The sequence below is a fragment of the Shewanella profunda genome (assembly GCF_023283765.1).
Lineage (GTDB): Bacteria > Pseudomonadota > Gammaproteobacteria > Enterobacterales > Shewanellaceae > Shewanella > Shewanella profunda.
The window spans coordinates 1-16,103 of record NZ_JAKILG010000036.1 but is presented as its reverse complement, the minus strand read 5'-3'; the positions used below and the strand labels follow the sequence as shown (position 1 = coordinate 16,103).

General features: G+C 44.0%; 13 protein-coding genes and 1 pseudogene. 3 read left to right on the top strand and 11 right to left on the bottom strand.

Annotation, left to right across the window (positions count from 1 at the left end):
- Window positions 1-6: 6 nt before the first annotated feature.
- The 8 genes and pseudogenes from L2744_RS15530 to L2744_RS15495 form a co-directional block, all read right to left on the bottom strand.
- A pseudogene (locus tag L2744_RS15530) lies at window positions 7-875 on the bottom strand (ABC transporter ATP-binding protein).
- 488 nt (window positions 876-1,363) lie between these two features.
- Window positions 1,364-2,350, bottom strand: coding sequence for a TerC family protein (locus tag L2744_RS15525; RefSeq protein WP_248992773.1), 987 nt, complete (start codon window positions 2,348-2,350; stop codon window positions 1,364-1,366).
- 264 nt (window positions 2,351-2,614) lie between these two features.
- Window positions 2,615-2,848: a DUF3624 domain-containing protein gene (locus L2744_RS15520; RefSeq protein ID WP_248992772.1), complete on the bottom strand. Its 234-nt coding sequence runs from the start codon at window positions 2,846-2,848 to the stop codon at window positions 2,615-2,617.
- 81 nt (window positions 2,849-2,929) lie between these two features.
- Window positions 2,930-4,057, bottom strand: a complete 1,128-nt coding sequence (gene oleD / locus L2744_RS15515) for a 2-alkyl-3-oxoalkanoate reductase (protein WP_248992771.1) — start codon at window positions 4,055-4,057, stop codon at window positions 2,930-2,932.
- 149 nt (window positions 4,058-4,206) lie between these two features.
- A complete protein-coding gene (oleC, locus tag L2744_RS15510) occupies window positions 4,207-6,006 on the bottom strand; it encodes an olefin beta-lactone synthetase (RefSeq protein ID WP_248992770.1) in 1,800 nt (599 codons plus the stop codon).
- Entirely contained in the window at window positions 6,006-6,917 is a 912-nt protein-coding gene (locus L2744_RS15505) for an alpha/beta fold hydrolase (protein WP_248992769.1), read from the bottom strand. The genes oleC and L2744_RS15505 overlap by 1 nt, the downstream gene beginning before the upstream one ends.
- A 142-nt stretch (window positions 6,918-7,059) precedes the next feature.
- A complete protein-coding gene (locus tag L2744_RS15500; RefSeq protein WP_248992768.1) occupies window positions 7,060-8,109 on the bottom strand; it encodes a 3-oxoacyl-ACP synthase III in 1,050 nt (349 codons plus the stop codon).
- Between the two features lie 252 nt (window positions 8,110-8,361).
- Window positions 8,362-9,753, bottom strand: coding sequence for a methyltransferase (locus L2744_RS15495; protein WP_248992767.1), 1,392 nt, complete (start codon window positions 9,751-9,753; stop codon window positions 8,362-8,364).
- A 161-nt stretch (window positions 9,754-9,914) separates the two neighbouring features.
- Between L2744_RS15495 and L2744_RS15490 the strand changes: the two genes are divergently transcribed.
- The gene (locus L2744_RS15490) at window positions 9,915-10,148 is read left to right on the top strand and encodes a DUF1289 domain-containing protein (RefSeq protein WP_248992766.1); all 234 of its coding nucleotides are present in this window, start codon (window positions 9,915-9,917) and stop codon (window positions 10,146-10,148) included.
- A gap of 20 nt (window positions 10,149-10,168) precedes the next feature.
- On the opposite strand, the gene L2744_RS15485 is transcribed toward L2744_RS15490, so the two are convergent.
- From L2744_RS15485 to L2744_RS15475, 3 genes are all read right to left on the bottom strand, one after another.
- The gene (locus L2744_RS15485; protein ID WP_248992765.1) at window positions 10,169-10,531 is read right to left on the bottom strand and encodes a YajD family HNH nuclease; all 363 of its coding nucleotides are present in this window, start codon (window positions 10,529-10,531) and stop codon (window positions 10,169-10,171) included.
- Window positions 10,532-10,667: 136 nt separating this feature from the next.
- On the bottom strand, window positions 10,668-12,644 hold the full coding sequence (locus L2744_RS15480; protein WP_248992764.1) for a BCCT family transporter: 1,977 nt from the start codon (window positions 12,642-12,644) through the stop codon (window positions 10,668-10,670).
- Between the two features lie 364 nt (window positions 12,645-13,008).
- Window positions 13,009-13,614: a DUF502 domain-containing protein gene (locus L2744_RS15475; RefSeq protein WP_248992763.1), complete on the bottom strand. Its 606-nt coding sequence runs from the start codon at window positions 13,612-13,614 to the stop codon at window positions 13,009-13,011.
- Between the two features lie 160 nt (window positions 13,615-13,774).
- On the opposite strand from L2744_RS15475, the gene L2744_RS15470 reads away from it, so the two are divergent.
- Both L2744_RS15470 and L2744_RS15465 read left to right on the top strand, forming a co-directional pair.
- Window positions 13,775-14,170, top strand: a complete 396-nt coding sequence (locus L2744_RS15470) for a VOC family protein (protein ID WP_248992762.1) — start codon at window positions 13,775-13,777, stop codon at window positions 14,168-14,170.
- A gap of 633 nt (window positions 14,171-14,803) precedes the next feature.
- Window positions 14,804-15,898 carry a hypothetical protein gene (locus L2744_RS15465; RefSeq protein ID WP_248992761.1) on the top strand — a complete coding sequence of 365 codons (1,095 nt, stop codon included), beginning with the start codon at window positions 14,804-14,806 and terminating at the stop codon, window positions 15,896-15,898.
- Window positions 15,899-16,103: the final 205 nt, after the last annotated feature.

The window sequence follows — 16,103 nt, the reverse complement described above, 5'->3', positions numbered from 1 at the left end:
ATCTCCTTAGGCAGCCTGACGGCGGTGGCTGTGTAAGGTAGAAAAATACAGATCTTCAAGCCCAGCAGTCGTAGGGGTAAATCCTTCGGGGCAAGTTTCAGCCATCACATTAAGCACAGTGCGCCCAGCTAATAAACGCTTAGAAATCACCGGCAATTGCGCTTCAAGCTCCTGCGCCTGCGCTTGACTCACTGTCTTAGTCCAAATTTTTTCCGTTAACTCACTCACTAATTGACGAGGATTGCCTTTAAGCAGGATTTTACCCGATGCTAACACCGCCATATTGGCACAGAGTTCAGACACATCCTCGACAATATGAGTCGAGAGGATCACCACTTTTTCCTCGCCTAAACTCACCAGCAAGTTGTGAAAACGGTTACGTTCTTCAGGATCGAGACCCGCGGTAGGCTCGTCCACAATCAATAATTTAGGATCACCAAGCAATGCCTGAGCAATACCAAAACGCTGACGCATACCGCCAGAGAAACCGCTAACCGCTTTATTTTTATGCTGATAAAGATTGGTGTGAGCCAGTAATCCTTCAACCGCCTCTTTACGCAGTTTGCTTTGATTAATGCCCTTAAGAATGGCTAAATGATCTAAAAGGTCATAGGCGCTAATACGCGGATAAACATTAAAATCCTGGGGTAAATAGCCTAAGGTTTTACGCAGTGCTTGAGGATCGGCTAATACGTCAATACCATCAAATACTATGCTGCACTTTGCAGGGCGGCAATGGTACGCATCAGTGATGACTTGCCAGCGCCATTGGGTCCGAGTAAACCAAACATCCCTTTGGAAATCGTTAAATCAACCCCATCGAGTGCTTTAACACCGTTATCATAGGTTTTAGTGAGATTAGAAATAGTCAGCATGCTTCCCTCTTGCTTCAGTGAGTTCAAAATACAGACAAACTATCACATAAAATTAACCTTTACAGTAGTTACCAAGATATTCATGTACTTACAGAATGGAAGCCAGAAAAATAAACCATCTAATTTTAATCACTAAAATAGCAAAATGGCCTCTATTTGAGTCACTTGTTATTGAAATATAATGAAAAGTAAAAGTATGCTACCAATCCCAATGTGGCGTGTTAAATACAATTAGTTACACAAACTTCAATATTCACGAGATGGTAAAGTGCCATCGAATACGCGCACTTTTAAGTAGATTGTTTATCTGCAGCTTTTGTACTGACAGCGGTCAATGAACAAACGGAGAGCATAATTAAGCATGTACTACTTTTTAAAATCCTCTTTAAAGCTTAATGATTCACATACTAAGAATACAAAAAAGGCCGTTTAGTATGGGCTAAACGGCCGAGACATAATGGCTATTAGATTAGCAACAATAACCCATACTATTTTGCAATTTCTTGCCCACGCGTTTTCCATAGCGAATACAAGACACCAGCGACTAACAGGCCGAAAGTCACGCCAAGAGACACCGCCGTTGGGATAGTAAAGTCCACTATTCCCTCGTGGTTAAAGTACACTAAACCCACTTTCACCCCAATAAACACCAACACCACAGATAGAGCATATTTAAGGTATTCGAAACGATGCACCATGGCTGCTAAGGCAAAGTACAGTGCACGTAAACCAAGAATGGCAAAGATATTCGAGGTGTAAACAATAAAGGGATCTTGAGTAATCGCAAATATTGCGGGGATACTGTCAACCGCAAAGACTAAATCTGCGGTTTCAACCAAGATCAATGCCAAAAATAACGGTGTTGCCCACCATCCTTTACTTAACTGATGATCCTCACCACGTACCCAAAACTTCTCACGGTGCAGGGTTGGCGTAAAACGCATCTTAGTGCGTAACCACTTGTAAAATTTATTATCTTGGATATCTGTGTGTTCATCATTTGAGAACAACATTTTCACACCAGTGAAAATCAAAAAGAGTCCAAATAGCACAAGTACACCCTGATACTGAGCAACAAGCACAGCACCAAAACCAATCAGTATGGCACGCAGTACAATAACGCCCATAATGCCCCAAAACAGTACCCTATGTTGGTATAAACGAGGAATACCTAAGCTACTAAAAATTAACGCGATAACGAATACGTTATCCATAGACAATGATTTTTCAATCAAATAGCCCGTCAGGTACTCCATCCCTGCCGCTGGACTCTTATACCACCAGAGCCAAGCCCCAAAGAGTAAGCCCATACAGATATAAAAAGCCGATAACTTTAGGCTCTCTGCAACGGTAATTTCATGCTGTTCTTTGTGTAAAAAGCCAAGATCAAATGCCAACAGAGCTAGCACAAAACCAAAAAACATTAACCAAACCCAAAGCGGGTAACCCACAAGTAGGGTGGCAAAAAACGCCATAAGTCTCCTTAACGAGATTGAATCACAGGTTTACGCGGCTAAAGCCCCATAAATAGATTCCAACATAATGAAATATAGAGTAAAAGCAAAAATTAAAAGATTAAAGTTCATTTATGCTGCCATTTATTCCACTCGCTTCTTAAAAGTTTAGAGATAGAGGCGTGAGTGATAGTAGATAAGAGATAGGCTATATACCCAAACAACTTCAGGATTCAGCATGAATTTAAAACACTTAAGGCAAGATGCTTGAAGCGACTCGTTTCGTTAGTCGCGAAAATAACGATAAACCAGCACCAGAAGATGCAGCATGAGTAAGCCGCTAAAAGCACAGCAAAAAAAGAGTAAGGCAATTGAATTGACGTCCAGCGGTGTATCCCAGTAGAAATACCACCACAAGGGCCAGCCAAAAGCAGATAGGCAAGTAAGCTGCCACATACAGCGCTTACAGCGACCTATTTTTTGCCTAAAAATCGACGTCTTACATTCACCACAATCCATAGATTATTTATATCCCTCCATTCCAATGCGTTAACAAATTTAAAATATTAAAAAAGATAAGAGGTTTTAATCTAATGCAGCCTAACCTAAAAGTGAGGTCTTTAGCCTTGCCATCCCCTCATCAAGAGAAACCAGCGCACAATACCCCAAATCACGCTTGGCAGCGCTGATATCAAAATAATGGCTGCAGGATAACTGCCGTGCAACAAAACGCGTCATCATGGGCTCCTCCTGCTTCTTCAGTAAAAAATACACACTCTCTAATACCGCGCCCGCGATATAGGCCACAGTTCGAGGCACACGTCGAGTAACAGGGGGCAATCCATCACAGGCTAAGATCAGATTGAGCATTTTTGCCATAGTAATAGGCTCATCGTTACTCAAAAAATAGGCTTTACCTTGACACTTTGGCTTAGGTTGGCAAAGTTCTAAAGCGGCGAGTACATGGGCATAGGCGGCGTTATCGATGTAGATGGTATCGACCAGCTTATCTTCATGGCCAACCAGTTTTAGCTTACCTAAACGACCACGTTCCAGTACCCGAGGCACAAGATGGGGATCGCCGGGGCCCCATATCAAATGCGGCCGCAGTGCGACTGTTTTTAACGCATAAGGTGTAATCATTTGAGTTGCATCAGTATGTTCAAGTGGCACTTCACCGAATTGATTAGCATCTAACATCATTTTTTCGGCGATTGCTTTCGAGTGGGCGTAATAATTGAGGAATGTGGATGCATAGGGGGTTGATTCATCAATACCTGACTCATCTTGGCCAGCAAAGGTGACACTCGGGGTGCTGGTGTAGACTAATTTATTTATTTTTAATGCCTTACAAGTGGCAATCACATTAGCAGCCCCCTTCACATTTGGGCAGAAATAACTGTCTCGGTCACCCCAAACGCCCGCTTTTGAAGCCACATGAAACACAATATCGCAGCCCTGCATTGCCTGCTGAAGTTGGTCTTTATTGACTAAATCGCCCTGCTGCATTACAACACCCAGCGCTTCAAGCTCTGGGTAATGCCCACGCGCAAAACCTGTGACCTTAATGCCTGCCGCTAACAATCTTAAACAAATAGCCTTACCTAAAAAACCCCCTGCTCCCGTCACAAAGGCATGCGTTACCTTAAGGGCAAGCTGCGTAAGCGCAGTTTGTTCGAGTGTGTCGAATTGCGCTAGTGTCGGATTATTGATTGGATTGTTCGTCATTTAGGCATCCATTTCAGCGCATTGATATGAGCTTAAAAGTCAGTGTAAGAGTTTAAAAATAAGCATAAACGCTTAAAAATAAGCAAGTTTGTTCAAATGAACACAGAATATAACGTTAAAAATGCAGGAAAAAGCTGCAGAGCTTTAAATCAACCTTTCGTCTGTGCTTGGGCCCAAACGGCTAATTTTTCTCTAAAAATTTTGGCATTGTGCCGTACATCTACGGGGAAATCCGGATGGATTAAAAATCTTCTTATACCCTGAGTCTGGGAAAATTGTTCAGCGAGGATAATAAGCTCTTGATAAAGCAGCTGACTTTTATTACACACCAGTGATTGGTCTAGTTCGATACAGACTAAGGGTTCTATCTCGTTCGCCACTTTAACGCCGACTAAAGCGGAGCGTTTCACATTAGGGTGTGTGTTAAAAATGCGCTCGCAGGGAATAGAATAATAACGCTTTACCAACTGGCCTTTAAGAGTCGCATCGACTCTGTGAGCCTTGCGACCGCACATCCACAGCCGGCCTTGATTATCGAGATACCCAAGATCGCCCATTCTATGCCTAACGCTATTAGTCGCCGAGTCCCAAATCTTGGCCGCCGCTGTCGCACTATCACGTTGATAGTAGGATTGACTCACCATAGGCCCTTGCACCACTATTTCGCCAATTTCACCGTTTTTCAGCAGTAACGCATCATCCCACTGGGGGATAATCGCTTCGCTTATGTTGATAATGCCAATATTTACCCCATCGATAGCGTAGCCAACACAGATCCCGCCACCATGATCAGTTACATCTGTTGTGGCAAATAACTCATCGCTCGCAATCATACTAATAGGCAAAGATTCGGTCGCACCGTAGGAATTTAACACTGGTACGCCAGGACTCAGCATCTGACTAAAACGGGCGATGGAGCCGATGGTGGCTGGCGCCCCCGCCGAAATAACCCGTTGCACACTAGGTAACTTATGTTGTTTTTGTTCACCTGCACGCCCTAACCTTTCAAGCAGTGCCGGATTTACAAAAATATTGCTGCATTGATATTTATCAATCGCGGCAAACAGAAAATCGGGATTAGCGGTAATGGGCTTGCTGGCATCCATATCTGGCACAATAGATGCCATGCCGAGCGCTGGGCCAAAGAGTGAAAATAGCGGGAAAGTGGCAAGATCGCGCTCACCATGAGTAATACCGTAATCATTTTTAAGCGCTTGAATTTGCGCTTCAAACATCCCATGACTGTAAACGACGCCCTTAGGTGTGCCCGTACTGCCACTGGTGAACAAAATGGCCGCCATTTCATCGGGTTTTAGCATGACCATGGGATATTGCGACTTTTGAGCAGAGGATTGCGCTGGGATATTGTGCAGCAAAGTCGATAAACTCATGGCGCCAGTAGCCATGCTGTTCAAGTTTGCAGCAAAACCTGTTTTACCACCATCAACATTGAGCAATATCTTTATCGTGCCCTTGCCCCAGCCAAATAACCGCCTAGCAATATGGGCCTTTGGAATCCCAATAAAAGCATCGGGTGCGGCTTCGGCAAAGCACTGCTTTAGGTTTTTAATCCCCATGCCAGGATCAACAAGAATGGGGATAATCCCCGCTTTAAACAGCGCAAAGGTTAAGGCAAAAAAATCCAGACTCGGCGTCACCATCAACACCGCTTTCATGCCGCGGGTAATACCATGGGCATTAAGGGCAAAGGCAATCCCATCGCTCTGTTTATCTAAGCTAATAAAATCAAGTTCGCTATAACGCAGGTTAGCGAGGGATGCCCCTTTAGCGGTTTGCACTGCAACCGCAAGGTGATGGGGAATTGCGTGTGCAGCTTGCTTAAGATGACGGCAAATATTGGCATTACACACCATGGCGGAGTCAGCATTTACCTCCTTCTCCACGGGTATATCTAAAGCCGCGCCCGTTGTCTCAAGCAAAGTCGACATTAGCTGACAGCCTGTTCGTACTTTGGTGTTTCAGCTACATCGTCCGCCATAAAGCCCTTAATATGGGTGATCACCTCATCGCTGGCATCTTCCAGAATGTAGTGACCACAATCGGCAAATTCATGCACGGTCGCATGGGGCATATGCTGGCGCCATTTAGCTAAAAAGTGTTTATCGAACACAAAGTCCTTAAGGCCCCAACAAATCAGGGTTGGCACATGGGCAAATTGCGGTAAACTCGCTGCAATATCAGAGACTAACGAAAAGTTTCTATCCCCTTCACGCAATGGAATATCCTGCACAAACCGTAAAGTCGAAATCCGATTCGCCCAAGAATTAAAGGGCGCGACATAGGCTTCACGGATATATTTCGCCATCGGCTGGCGTTTCACGCCGACATAGGACGCGATAGACGAAAAGGCATTAAAACCGCGGACTAAAACTGTGCCTAACAAAGTATTGCGGCAGATCCATAAAGGCCAAGGGAAAGGTTTAGACTCAGGTAAATGGAAGGCACCCGTATTTAAAATAACCAAGCGTTTAATGCGCTCAGGATAACGCGCCGCATAACCCATGCCTATCATGCCGCCCCAATCATGCACAACTAAGGTGATGTTCTCTTTGATATTTAAGCTATCAAGTAAGGCTTCGAGATCATCGATACGGCTCTTAAGTGTGTAATCGTAGCCGCTATCATCTGGCTTATCCGACAGACCACAGCCGATATGATCCGGCACTATGCATTGATGAGTATCTTTTAAGGCGCTAACTAAATTGCGGTAATAGAACGACCAGCTAGGATTACCGTGAACCATCACCACGGGTTCGCCTTGACCTTCGTGAATGTAATGCAACTTGTTGCCATTACGGCTCAGAAAATGGCGTTTAAAGGGCAACAGAGTGTCTAACATGACGCTTCCTATCTTGATTCTATTTATGAGAGCGAATAACGATTTAGCCAGCTTATACCCAAACAACCTGAAGATGCAGGACTCAGCAGGTCAGTCTTTTATGGGTGCGACAACAATGGCAGTGAAAAGACCTAAAGCACCTTTACCACTTAATACCTAACATCATGCAATTTAAACCGCTACCTATACCTAAAAAGCTCACTTGATCGCCCGCTTGTAAAAAGCCTTGATCATGGGCCATAGCCGCAGTAACAGGTAAAGACACTGTTCCCATATTGCCAAGCAATTGATAGGTGGGAAACTCTTTTTCAGGTGGAATATTGAGCGCACTAAGTACTTGTTTGCGGTTCGATGCACCCACTTGGTGGCAAATCACTTTATCCACTTGCTCAACTAGCCAATTACGTTGCTCAAGGAAATGATCCCAAGTGTGCTTAGCCAGCTCAACGCCTTCCTTCAGCAAGGTCACCGCATCGGTACGCATAAACTCACGGTAAAGATTATGCCCCACTTCCTGCAACCCCCACTGACATAGCTGATGATGCTCTGGGGCGGATAAATGCGATGCGCCGAGCAATTGATGTTTACGCATATTCGTCAATGGTAAACTGCCATCGGTTAAAATCACCGCCACAGCACCAGAACCACCGGTTAGGGTCGCCAGTGACTGGGCAAAATTCTGCATGGTCGGAGAAGCAAGCATATTATCAATAGTCACATCGACAATATCCCGCGCCGATTCACAGGACACCACCATACCCGCTTTGATCTGGCCCAGCTCAATACGGTTAGCAATATCTAAAATACCCGATAACACCCCTAAGCATGCGTTACTGATATCGTAAATCGCAGTGTCCTTCGACACCCCAAGCTCTGCAGCGATACGACAAGCGGTGGCAGGTTCATGTTGATCGCGACAGACTCCGGTGTACACAACAGCCCCCAAGTCAGCGACATTAATTCCCGTTTCAGCAATGGCTTTACGCGCAGCTTTAATCGCGCCATCGGATAATTGGTGTCCTTTAGGCCACCAGCGACGCTCGGTAATGCCTGTCAATGCAGCTAATTGCCCCATAGGAATACGGAACTTCTGATACAAAGGAGCAAGACGAGACTCTAGCTCGCTACTGGAAACCACAACAGGTGCCAGTTCATAGGCCAGGCTATTAATAAATACGCGGGAATATTTCATGAAACTGTTTTATTCGCTCACTAGAATCACCGACCGAGGGCCAGCTTTCAGTTGTTATTCGTCATTAATGCGACATTTGAACAAGAAAAGCCCGATGATTCAATAAAAAACCATCCTCAGTATAAGACTTGTCTCACAGCGATACGCATAACCATGGGCGCGTTAACATCATTAAGACTAGTTTCAAATGGACTAATACAGAAATAGTTCATAAAAAACATTGGAGTACCGTCTACTTTTGGACGCTATTTTTTAATCAGTCGGCTTTAACGCCAAAATGAGTGCATTTCTGGGTGTCACACTGTTTGCACAAAATTCACTCACGCTAACCTGGTATCCGTGCTCCTGCAAAAAACAACAGCGATCGAGTATTAACCATTGTTCGAGCACAGCGCGAAATAAATGCGCGACTAAATCGATTCGTCTTGTCAATCGCTGTCTTTGCCGCCCAACATCAAGCCAAAGGTCAAAATCATTATTTTGCGGCAAATCGACCGATTTTTGTGCCGCGGCCCACAGGCAAAAATCGGCAAAACTGCCACTCAGTTGACTCTGTTTTATCGACGGGATCGGCAGATATTCATTCACGTTTCGACATTGCCTCTGCAACGCATCAAACCCTAAACGCCACGCAATTTCTTGATGACGTAGCGTCTGTTGTTTAGGGCTTGCGATAACACTCTGCTGCAGTGGTAACTGCAAATCATGGCGGGTCAGTGTTAATGCACTCTGCATTGCAACCTTTGATAAGGGCTGATAATGGCTCGCCTGAATTAAATGATAACAACAGGGCGAAATGGCAAGCGCCCGAGTGCCCGCCGCAGCCGCAAGGGTTAACAAACGCACATGTAGATCACCGCAGGCATGGAGCGCCACCGCTTGCTGCTGTGCTGTTAATGGATTAACTAATGGATTGGCTAATAAATTGACTAATGGATTAGCTAATGAATTGACTAATGGACTGGCTAAAGCTGTGGCATCTAAACAGTGATGCCCTTGATACACAGCATCAACACCAATTGCAAAGGCATCGGCGCAAATAAAACGTTGAGATAATTGCCATTTATCAGCAAAGGCTTGGCCTTCTTCACAGAGTTTTGCCTGCCATTCTAAACTCACCACTTCGGCACCGCGTGCTTTAGCAATTAATCGGCCTAAATGTCCCTTACCCGCACACCATTCGAGCACAGGTAAATGGTGACTAGGTAAATGCTGCACAAATGCGCGGATTTGCTCCCATTTACGGCCCTTTATGTGGGCGCAAAAATGGGCTTCATCCTCAAAAGATAAACCAGTGGTCGAGATATGATTTGGTTTATTCGCGTCAATATTACTGACAAGTTCAGCATTTGATGTCGTTAATAGGGATAAATTCCACTTTAGGCCTAAAACCTTCAAATCTTGATTTAATGCGGGGGATAAGGCATCGACTAACAAGCCTTGATCCCCATCGAGCAGATCCAGTTTTTCATCGGCAATGGCCCATACCGCCTCGGCTAAGCGTGGAAACTCGACTAACCAAGGTAAATTTTCGGCCTCAAAAGCACGCACTTGCCAGAGGGCAGCACTCTGCTCAAGCAACTGATTGAGTTCGCTAAACTTCTGTGAATAAGTGAGTGTTGTATGCAGATTATCTTGGTTCACGTCATGCCCAGTGTAAAAAATACTTGTCTCGCCATAAGCTCACTTCATCTTGTCGAGCCAATGACTTTAATACAAAAAATGTTAGTATCGCGCCCGTTAAAAGCACTCAACCTGACTGTTAACTGCAAACCGCGGTCAGCAATACTCTGAAGAGGACACACATGCTTTCACCTTGCGTCGCACGCTGCGGTTTAAATGACGAAGACTACTGCATAGGCTGCTTTCGACATATCGATGAAATTGTCAGTTGGCGTACGAGCAGCGAAGCGCAACAGGCAGCCATTTGTCAGCAACTTCCCGCCCGTAAAACATTGTTTGAAGGCGCTGAAAATCAACATATTTTAAGCCGAGAAAAATGGTTGCAGACTGAAGCACGTTTAGCGAAAAAAGCCTGACAATGTCAGGCCTTTTGTCACTATTTTTTCATCATCGATTTTAAATCGGCGAAAGGATTATAGGTCGCCGCCGCTTGTTTGGTCTCGGTAGTGCCACCGTAGCGGATCAGCTCTTCGAAGCGAGAATGTTCGTTATCATGGCAATACAGACACAATAACTCCCAATTAGAACCATCGGATGGATTGTTATCGTGGTTATGATCCCTGTGGTGTACCGTCAGTTCACTTAAATTTTTAGGGGTAAACTCTCGAGTACAGCGACCACACACCCAAGGATAAAGTTTCAACGCTTGCTCGCGGTAACCACTCTCACGTTTGGCTTTGTATTCCCGCGCCTCGGCTAATACTTTATCTAATTTACTCTCACCTTGATTAACTGACATGCTCTCACCCTAACTTAAAACAAACCTCAAAAATTACCCCAAGGATAATCTGAGTTATCACTTGGGGCAATATAGGCTTCAAATCATAAGACTCTCAACGTAACTAAAAGCCTCGCACTCAATGGTATAAAATAATTTAAGTGACATGACCTTGATCAGCATTGGAAAGATGCAAGTAGTGCAAGTATTTTTCGTATTGAGTAACGACATCCGCCAGAATTTGCTCTTCGGTATAGCCCATCACATCGTAATGTTGGCCACCCTGCTCAAGGTAAACTTCGGCACGGTAGTACAGAGTATTCCCCAGCTCTAGCTCTTCACCTATGGGGTTCAGAATCTCAAAGCAGCGCAAACGCACGCCGTACACAAAGGGCAAGTTAACTTCATTACTGATAACGAGCCTTACTTTCCCTTCGATGTATTCGAGATCGGCCACTATACCTTTGCTCATAAAACGCTGACAGACTTTAGATAGCGCGGGCGTAGCCACATTATTAATAAAGACCCGCGCATCTTCCTCTGTGGGATGTGACACTAGCACCTCAATACGATCCTCCCAACTGATATTGGTTTTGGCGTACTGCACGCTGGTGTTGTGCATCTGCACACTGTTGATCTTAAGCCAATCATTTTTTAGCGCTTTATATAAACCAAGACACATCAATAACATAACAATTAAAAATGGCATAGCACTGGCAATAGCCGCGGTTTGCAATGCCTGTAGGCCACCCGCCAATAACAACACAGAAGCGACAACGCCTTGGAGTAATGCCCAAAACACTCGTTGCCACACAGGCGCATTGTTGTCGCCTCCCGAGGTCAAGTTATCGATGACTAAGGAGCCCGAGTCCGATGAAGTGACAAAGAAAGTCACCACTAAACAAATCGCAATTCCCGACAGTAATGTCGAAAACGGCATATGTTCAAAAAACACAAATAGCGCTACGGAAACATCGGTATTTACCGCATCGGCTAAGTAAGTTGCACCTTTATGCATAATGGCGTCGATAGCCGAGTTACCAAATACCGTCATCCACAGGAAAGTCAGCGCCGAAGGCACAAATAACACACCAATTAAAAACTCACGGATCGTTCGACCACGGCTCACCCGCGCGATAAAAGTACCGACAAATGGCGACCATGAAATCCACCACCCCCAGTAGAGTAGCGTCCAACCGCCAAGCCAATCTTCCTTCTGTTGATAGGCATATAAATTGAAGGTTTTATTCACTAAATCACTTAAATATCCGCCGGTATTTTGCACAAAGGCCTGCAATAACATCACAGTAGGACCGAGGATTAACACAATACACAGGAGTAAAATAGCGAGACCGAGGTTAAGCTCACTAAGGCGTTTTACCCCCTTGTCGAGCCCTGAAAACACCGAAAGCGTTGCCAATAAGGTAATACCTATGATGAGAGACACCTGCACAATGGTGTTATTGGGCAAGTCTTTAAACAGATAACTCAATCCTGAATTGACCTGCAACACCCCAAACCCCAGTGATGTAGCCACACCAAACATAGTGCCGAGCACGGCAAAGGTATCGACAGTATGACCGATAGGCCCATAAATTCGCTCACCAATCAATGGATATAAGGCACTGCGCGGTAATAAAGGTAACTTATGGCGATAGGAAAAATAGGCCAGACTTAACGCCACCACGCCATAAATGGCCCAAGCGTGAATGCCCCAATGGAAGAAGGTAATTTTCATCGCCTCTTTAGCAGCGGCAATGCTTTCGGGAGTCGCATCTGGCGGCGCCAAAAAATGCATTACTGGTTCGGCCACCCCAAAAAACATCAGGCCTATTCCCATTCCCGCCGAGAACAACATAGCAATCCAGCTCTTATAGCTGTAATCCGGGACTGAATGATCGGGGCCAAGTTTAATATCGCCAAAACGGCTCATCATCACAAAAATGATAAAAATCAAAAAAATGGCCACACTCAAGATATAAAGCCAGCCCGCTTTAATCTCTATCCATGACTGCATTGATTTAAAAAAGGCATTAGCCTCGGTTGGCCATATTGCGCAAACCATCACCATTAACGTGATGAGAAAAACCGATGGATAAAATACCGGTGGGTTGATACTCGATTTAATCGACATTAAGATTCCCTTGTTGTAGCAAGTTGCCTATTCAGCGAACTTAATCCTCGTTTAGCTAACCGGACTCATTGAATAATCGCGACGCCAACACCACAGCATGTGCTGATGTAATAGCCACTACAACAAATAATGCATAACAAGGATTCGCTTATCGCAATACCTTGTAATGTCATACTCGTTATCTTGTTTTATTCGACAGAAAATAGAACAAACAGATTAGGCAGGCTAAAGTCCCCATCAATGCCATAGTTTAAGGCTAAGTTTAAGCTGGAATAATTAGCATAAAAAATGGCGACTCATCGAGTCGCCACAGAATTATACCACAAAATGCAACAAACTTGATATTTAACCCTAAAAATGAGACTTAGACCGACTTAGATGTCATCTGCGGGGTAGCAGGTGTTTGAGAAATTCCCGCCGTTAGATTAAAACGCATCGCCTCCTCAAAGGACCAATCAACAAGGATCAGATCATCCCGCTTAACTAAACTGGTTACCCCCGCCATTTGATAACTTAATTGAAATAGCACAGGCACCCAATCGCCCTCTGGTAAGGCATCTAGCAAGGGTTGAGGCGGTGTATCCGTCATAATAAATCCCACCACATAGCCACCATTCGCTTGCTTAACCAACACTGTCTGTTGGGTATTTGTTTTGTCTTCACGATTCATTAGGGAGGCAATATCGCGAATACTGCCATAAACAGACTTAAACAAAGGAAAACGCATTAACTGACGCTCTATCCAGCCATACAGCCATACGATAGGGCTAACCGAAAACAGTAGCCCAACCACAAACACTAAGGCCACGACTAAGATAAAACCGACACCGACAAAATGCTGATTAATCCCAACCAACTCTAAAATAAAAATCCCTAAACCATCCAAAGACACAAATAACGACCAGAACAACCAGAGGCTTAGCGCCATAGGTAGTAAATTCATTAAGCCGCGGGCTAAGGTTTTCTTCATTACAATCTCATTTCATCTATGGGATAAAAAAGGCATAAAACATTTACGCCCCTAAACTCCACAAATGCTACCACAGAGTCACTCTTGTACCAGCACTTGATGTAGGGTATGAAAACCAGCCGGACTAAAAATAACATCAACTCAAATTGAGGGAACTCACATGCGCGTGACCCGTTTAGACCATTTGGTCCTCACCGTAAAAAACATAGATGTCAGTATCGATTTTTATCAAACCGTACTGGGAATGAAAAAAGTAATATTTGGCAACGGCCGTATCGCCTTAAGTTTTGGCGATCAAAAGATTAACCTGCACCAAGCGGGCGCCGAATTTGAACCTAAAGCTGCCCTAGCAACGCCCGGTAGCGCTGATCTGTGCTTTGTGGTCAGCCACAACATTGAAGAAGCGGTCGCGCATTTAAACGCGCTTCATATTGAGATTATTGAAGGCCCCATTTTACGCACCGGCGCCACAGGCCGAATAAACTCTGTCTATATCCGCGACCCCGATTGTAACCTGCTTGAGTTATCAGAATATCTACCCGCCTGTACTAGGTAAGCGAAGTCAAGCAAAGTGTAATAAACTCCATTTTTACTAAAATTTAGTTTTTATATAGTTCTAGCGAGTACGAGGAATATCAACGTTAAGCTTTCAAAACTTCATTTTAATTTTTTAATCAAAGTAAAAGTCGTGGGGCTTCACCCCACACCCGACCAAGGAGGACTGCTCGTCCTATCCTCCTTGGATGCTCCAAGACGCCCCCAACGGAGTTGAAAGCCCCTTGTGCTCATTGACAAATTTGCTATCGCTTCCGAAGGATGCGTCCCTGCACCTGCGAAAGCTAGTCGGTCATCCATGACCGAACTCACGCAATTTGTCTATTCGCCCTGCGGCAACTCCGAGGGGAGGTGTATTCCTTGGAGTTTTGAGTCGTTAGATAGCGATTCATCAGCAAAAATAAGCGTGAAAGAACGAGAAAGGTAAAACGATATCAAGTGATTACCCATAAAACTGTATAAAAAACCGCTACCGCAAAAAAGCAAATTCCTATAGCATCATTTATACCAATTGACATGGATGTGGCAGCGGCCATATTTGAGATTTAGTAAACAAGCGATTTATGCCCTGCAAACAGCACAGCGCATAAATACTAAGACGTTAGCCGTTTCATCCATTTAATAGGTAGCGATAGTGTTTACAGAACAATCAGAAATAATAGTTAAAGTTAGTGGTGATGAAGTCGACTATTTAAAGGGTATTCGACAATGTATGAGTGATAAAGACTTCAAATTGCTAGTAGCAAGCGAGTTCTCTAAGTACATAAAAAACACTACTGCTGTTGATCATATGGTTGATAGTGGTAGTCATGCCTATGAACTTTCTACAATTCTGAAAATGTCTAATTCGCTTTGGTTTACATCAGCGCTAGATTATTTTTGTTCAGCTTTTCGTTCAGCAATGCTTCAACACCCAGAAGAAGTGATCGCAATAGTTGAAGAGTGCTATACCAAAGTTCATCACTCGCTGGCAAATTATCACGATGCATTCTTTCTTCAAAATCATGAATCAGTAACTCAAACAAGACTAAAGGTACGAGCGTACTTTCGAATGCTCGGAGATACTTTAGAGAGTGTTCACTTCCCACATATTCAGTTTATGTATCAAGTATTAACTAAGGTACCAGACTCTGTGCTTTATGGTCGGAAACTAAAAGTGTCAAATGGTAAGGCGGTTTCAGAATTACTAGAGATTAATGAGTTGCGCTCGGCCTTAGAAGGTAGCCTCAAGGATGTGTCACTGAGTCAGTGGCGCAATATTAGCCATCATTCTTCTTATCATTATGATGCCTCGAGGGATATAGTAGTCTGCACATATGGAAACAATAATACAGTAGAACTTACTTTCAATGAGCTCGAAACATTGATGGTTGATTTCGATACCATTCAAGCCTTATTGAAGATTTGTGTTGATTTTCCGCTTATGGATTTTTTAGGAAGTTTTGAATTCGACACCTCTCTAGAACTGACAGTAGAAACTTTGTTATCTCAGCTAGGTAATGTTCTTGCCTTAAATAGCTATACCTTAATAGGTATAGACAAAGTACTTAACAGCTGGACCATTAACATCGAAGATACTGGTATGAGAGGGGTAAAAGGATTCAAAAGTAATGGTCCAATGTTCTTTCCTTATATTGGTCTTTTATCAGATAAAGGCATCAATGTAACATTGGAACTGTTTACACCCTCCGGCGCTAGTATTCAAAAGGCAATGGTTCAATCGAAGTAAAACGGCTAAACAAACAATTTAAGAGTGATTCAGCACGCTTGACATTTTTGGTTTGGGTCTAGTTCAATGATTACGGTGTTCAAATTAGGTTATGGAGGCTGTTCATAATTCTGTGTCAGGTTAATTTCACAGATCGATATGGTTTTCTAAGCGCCCCTCAAAATGGATTGAGAGCTGTGATAGCGTCAAATTCCAATTTTGGATG

Coding starts and splice junctions, on each gene's coding strand:
- oleD (WP_248992771.1), bottom strand. CDS start 4,057: ATGACGAACAATCCAATCAATAATCCGACACTAGCGCAATTCGACACA.
- L2744_RS15500 (WP_248992768.1), bottom strand. CDS start 8,109: ATGAAATATTCCCGCGTATTTATTAATAGCCTGGCCTATGAACTGGCA.
- L2744_RS15490 (WP_248992766.1), top strand. CDS start 9,915: ATGCTTTCACCTTGCGTCGCACGCTGCGGTTTAAATGACGAAGACTAC.
- L2744_RS15485 (WP_248992765.1), bottom strand. CDS start 10,531: ATGTCAGTTAATCAAGGTGAGAGTAAATTAGATAAAGTATTAGCCGAG.
- L2744_RS15480 (WP_248992764.1), bottom strand. CDS start 12,644: ATGTCGATTAAATCGAGTATCAACCCACCGGTATTTTATCCATCGGTT.
- L2744_RS15520 (WP_248992772.1), bottom strand. CDS start 2,848: ATGGATTGTGGTGAATGTAAGACGTCGATTTTTAGGCAAAAAATAGGT.
- L2744_RS15525 (WP_248992773.1), bottom strand. CDS start 2,350: ATGGCGTTTTTTGCCACCCTACTTGTGGGTTACCCGCTTTGGGTTTGG.
- L2744_RS15470 (WP_248992762.1), top strand. CDS start 13,775: ATGCGCGTGACCCGTTTAGACCATTTGGTCCTCACCGTAAAAAACATA.
- oleC (WP_248992770.1), bottom strand. CDS start 6,006: ATGTCGACTTTGCTTGAGACAACGGGCGCGGCTTTAGATATACCCGTG.
- L2744_RS15505 (WP_248992769.1), bottom strand. CDS start 6,917: ATGTTAGACACTCTGTTGCCCTTTAAACGCCATTTTCTGAGCCGTAAT.
- L2744_RS15475 (WP_248992763.1), bottom strand. CDS start 13,614: ATGAAGAAAACCTTAGCCCGCGGCTTAATGAATTTACTACCTATGGCG.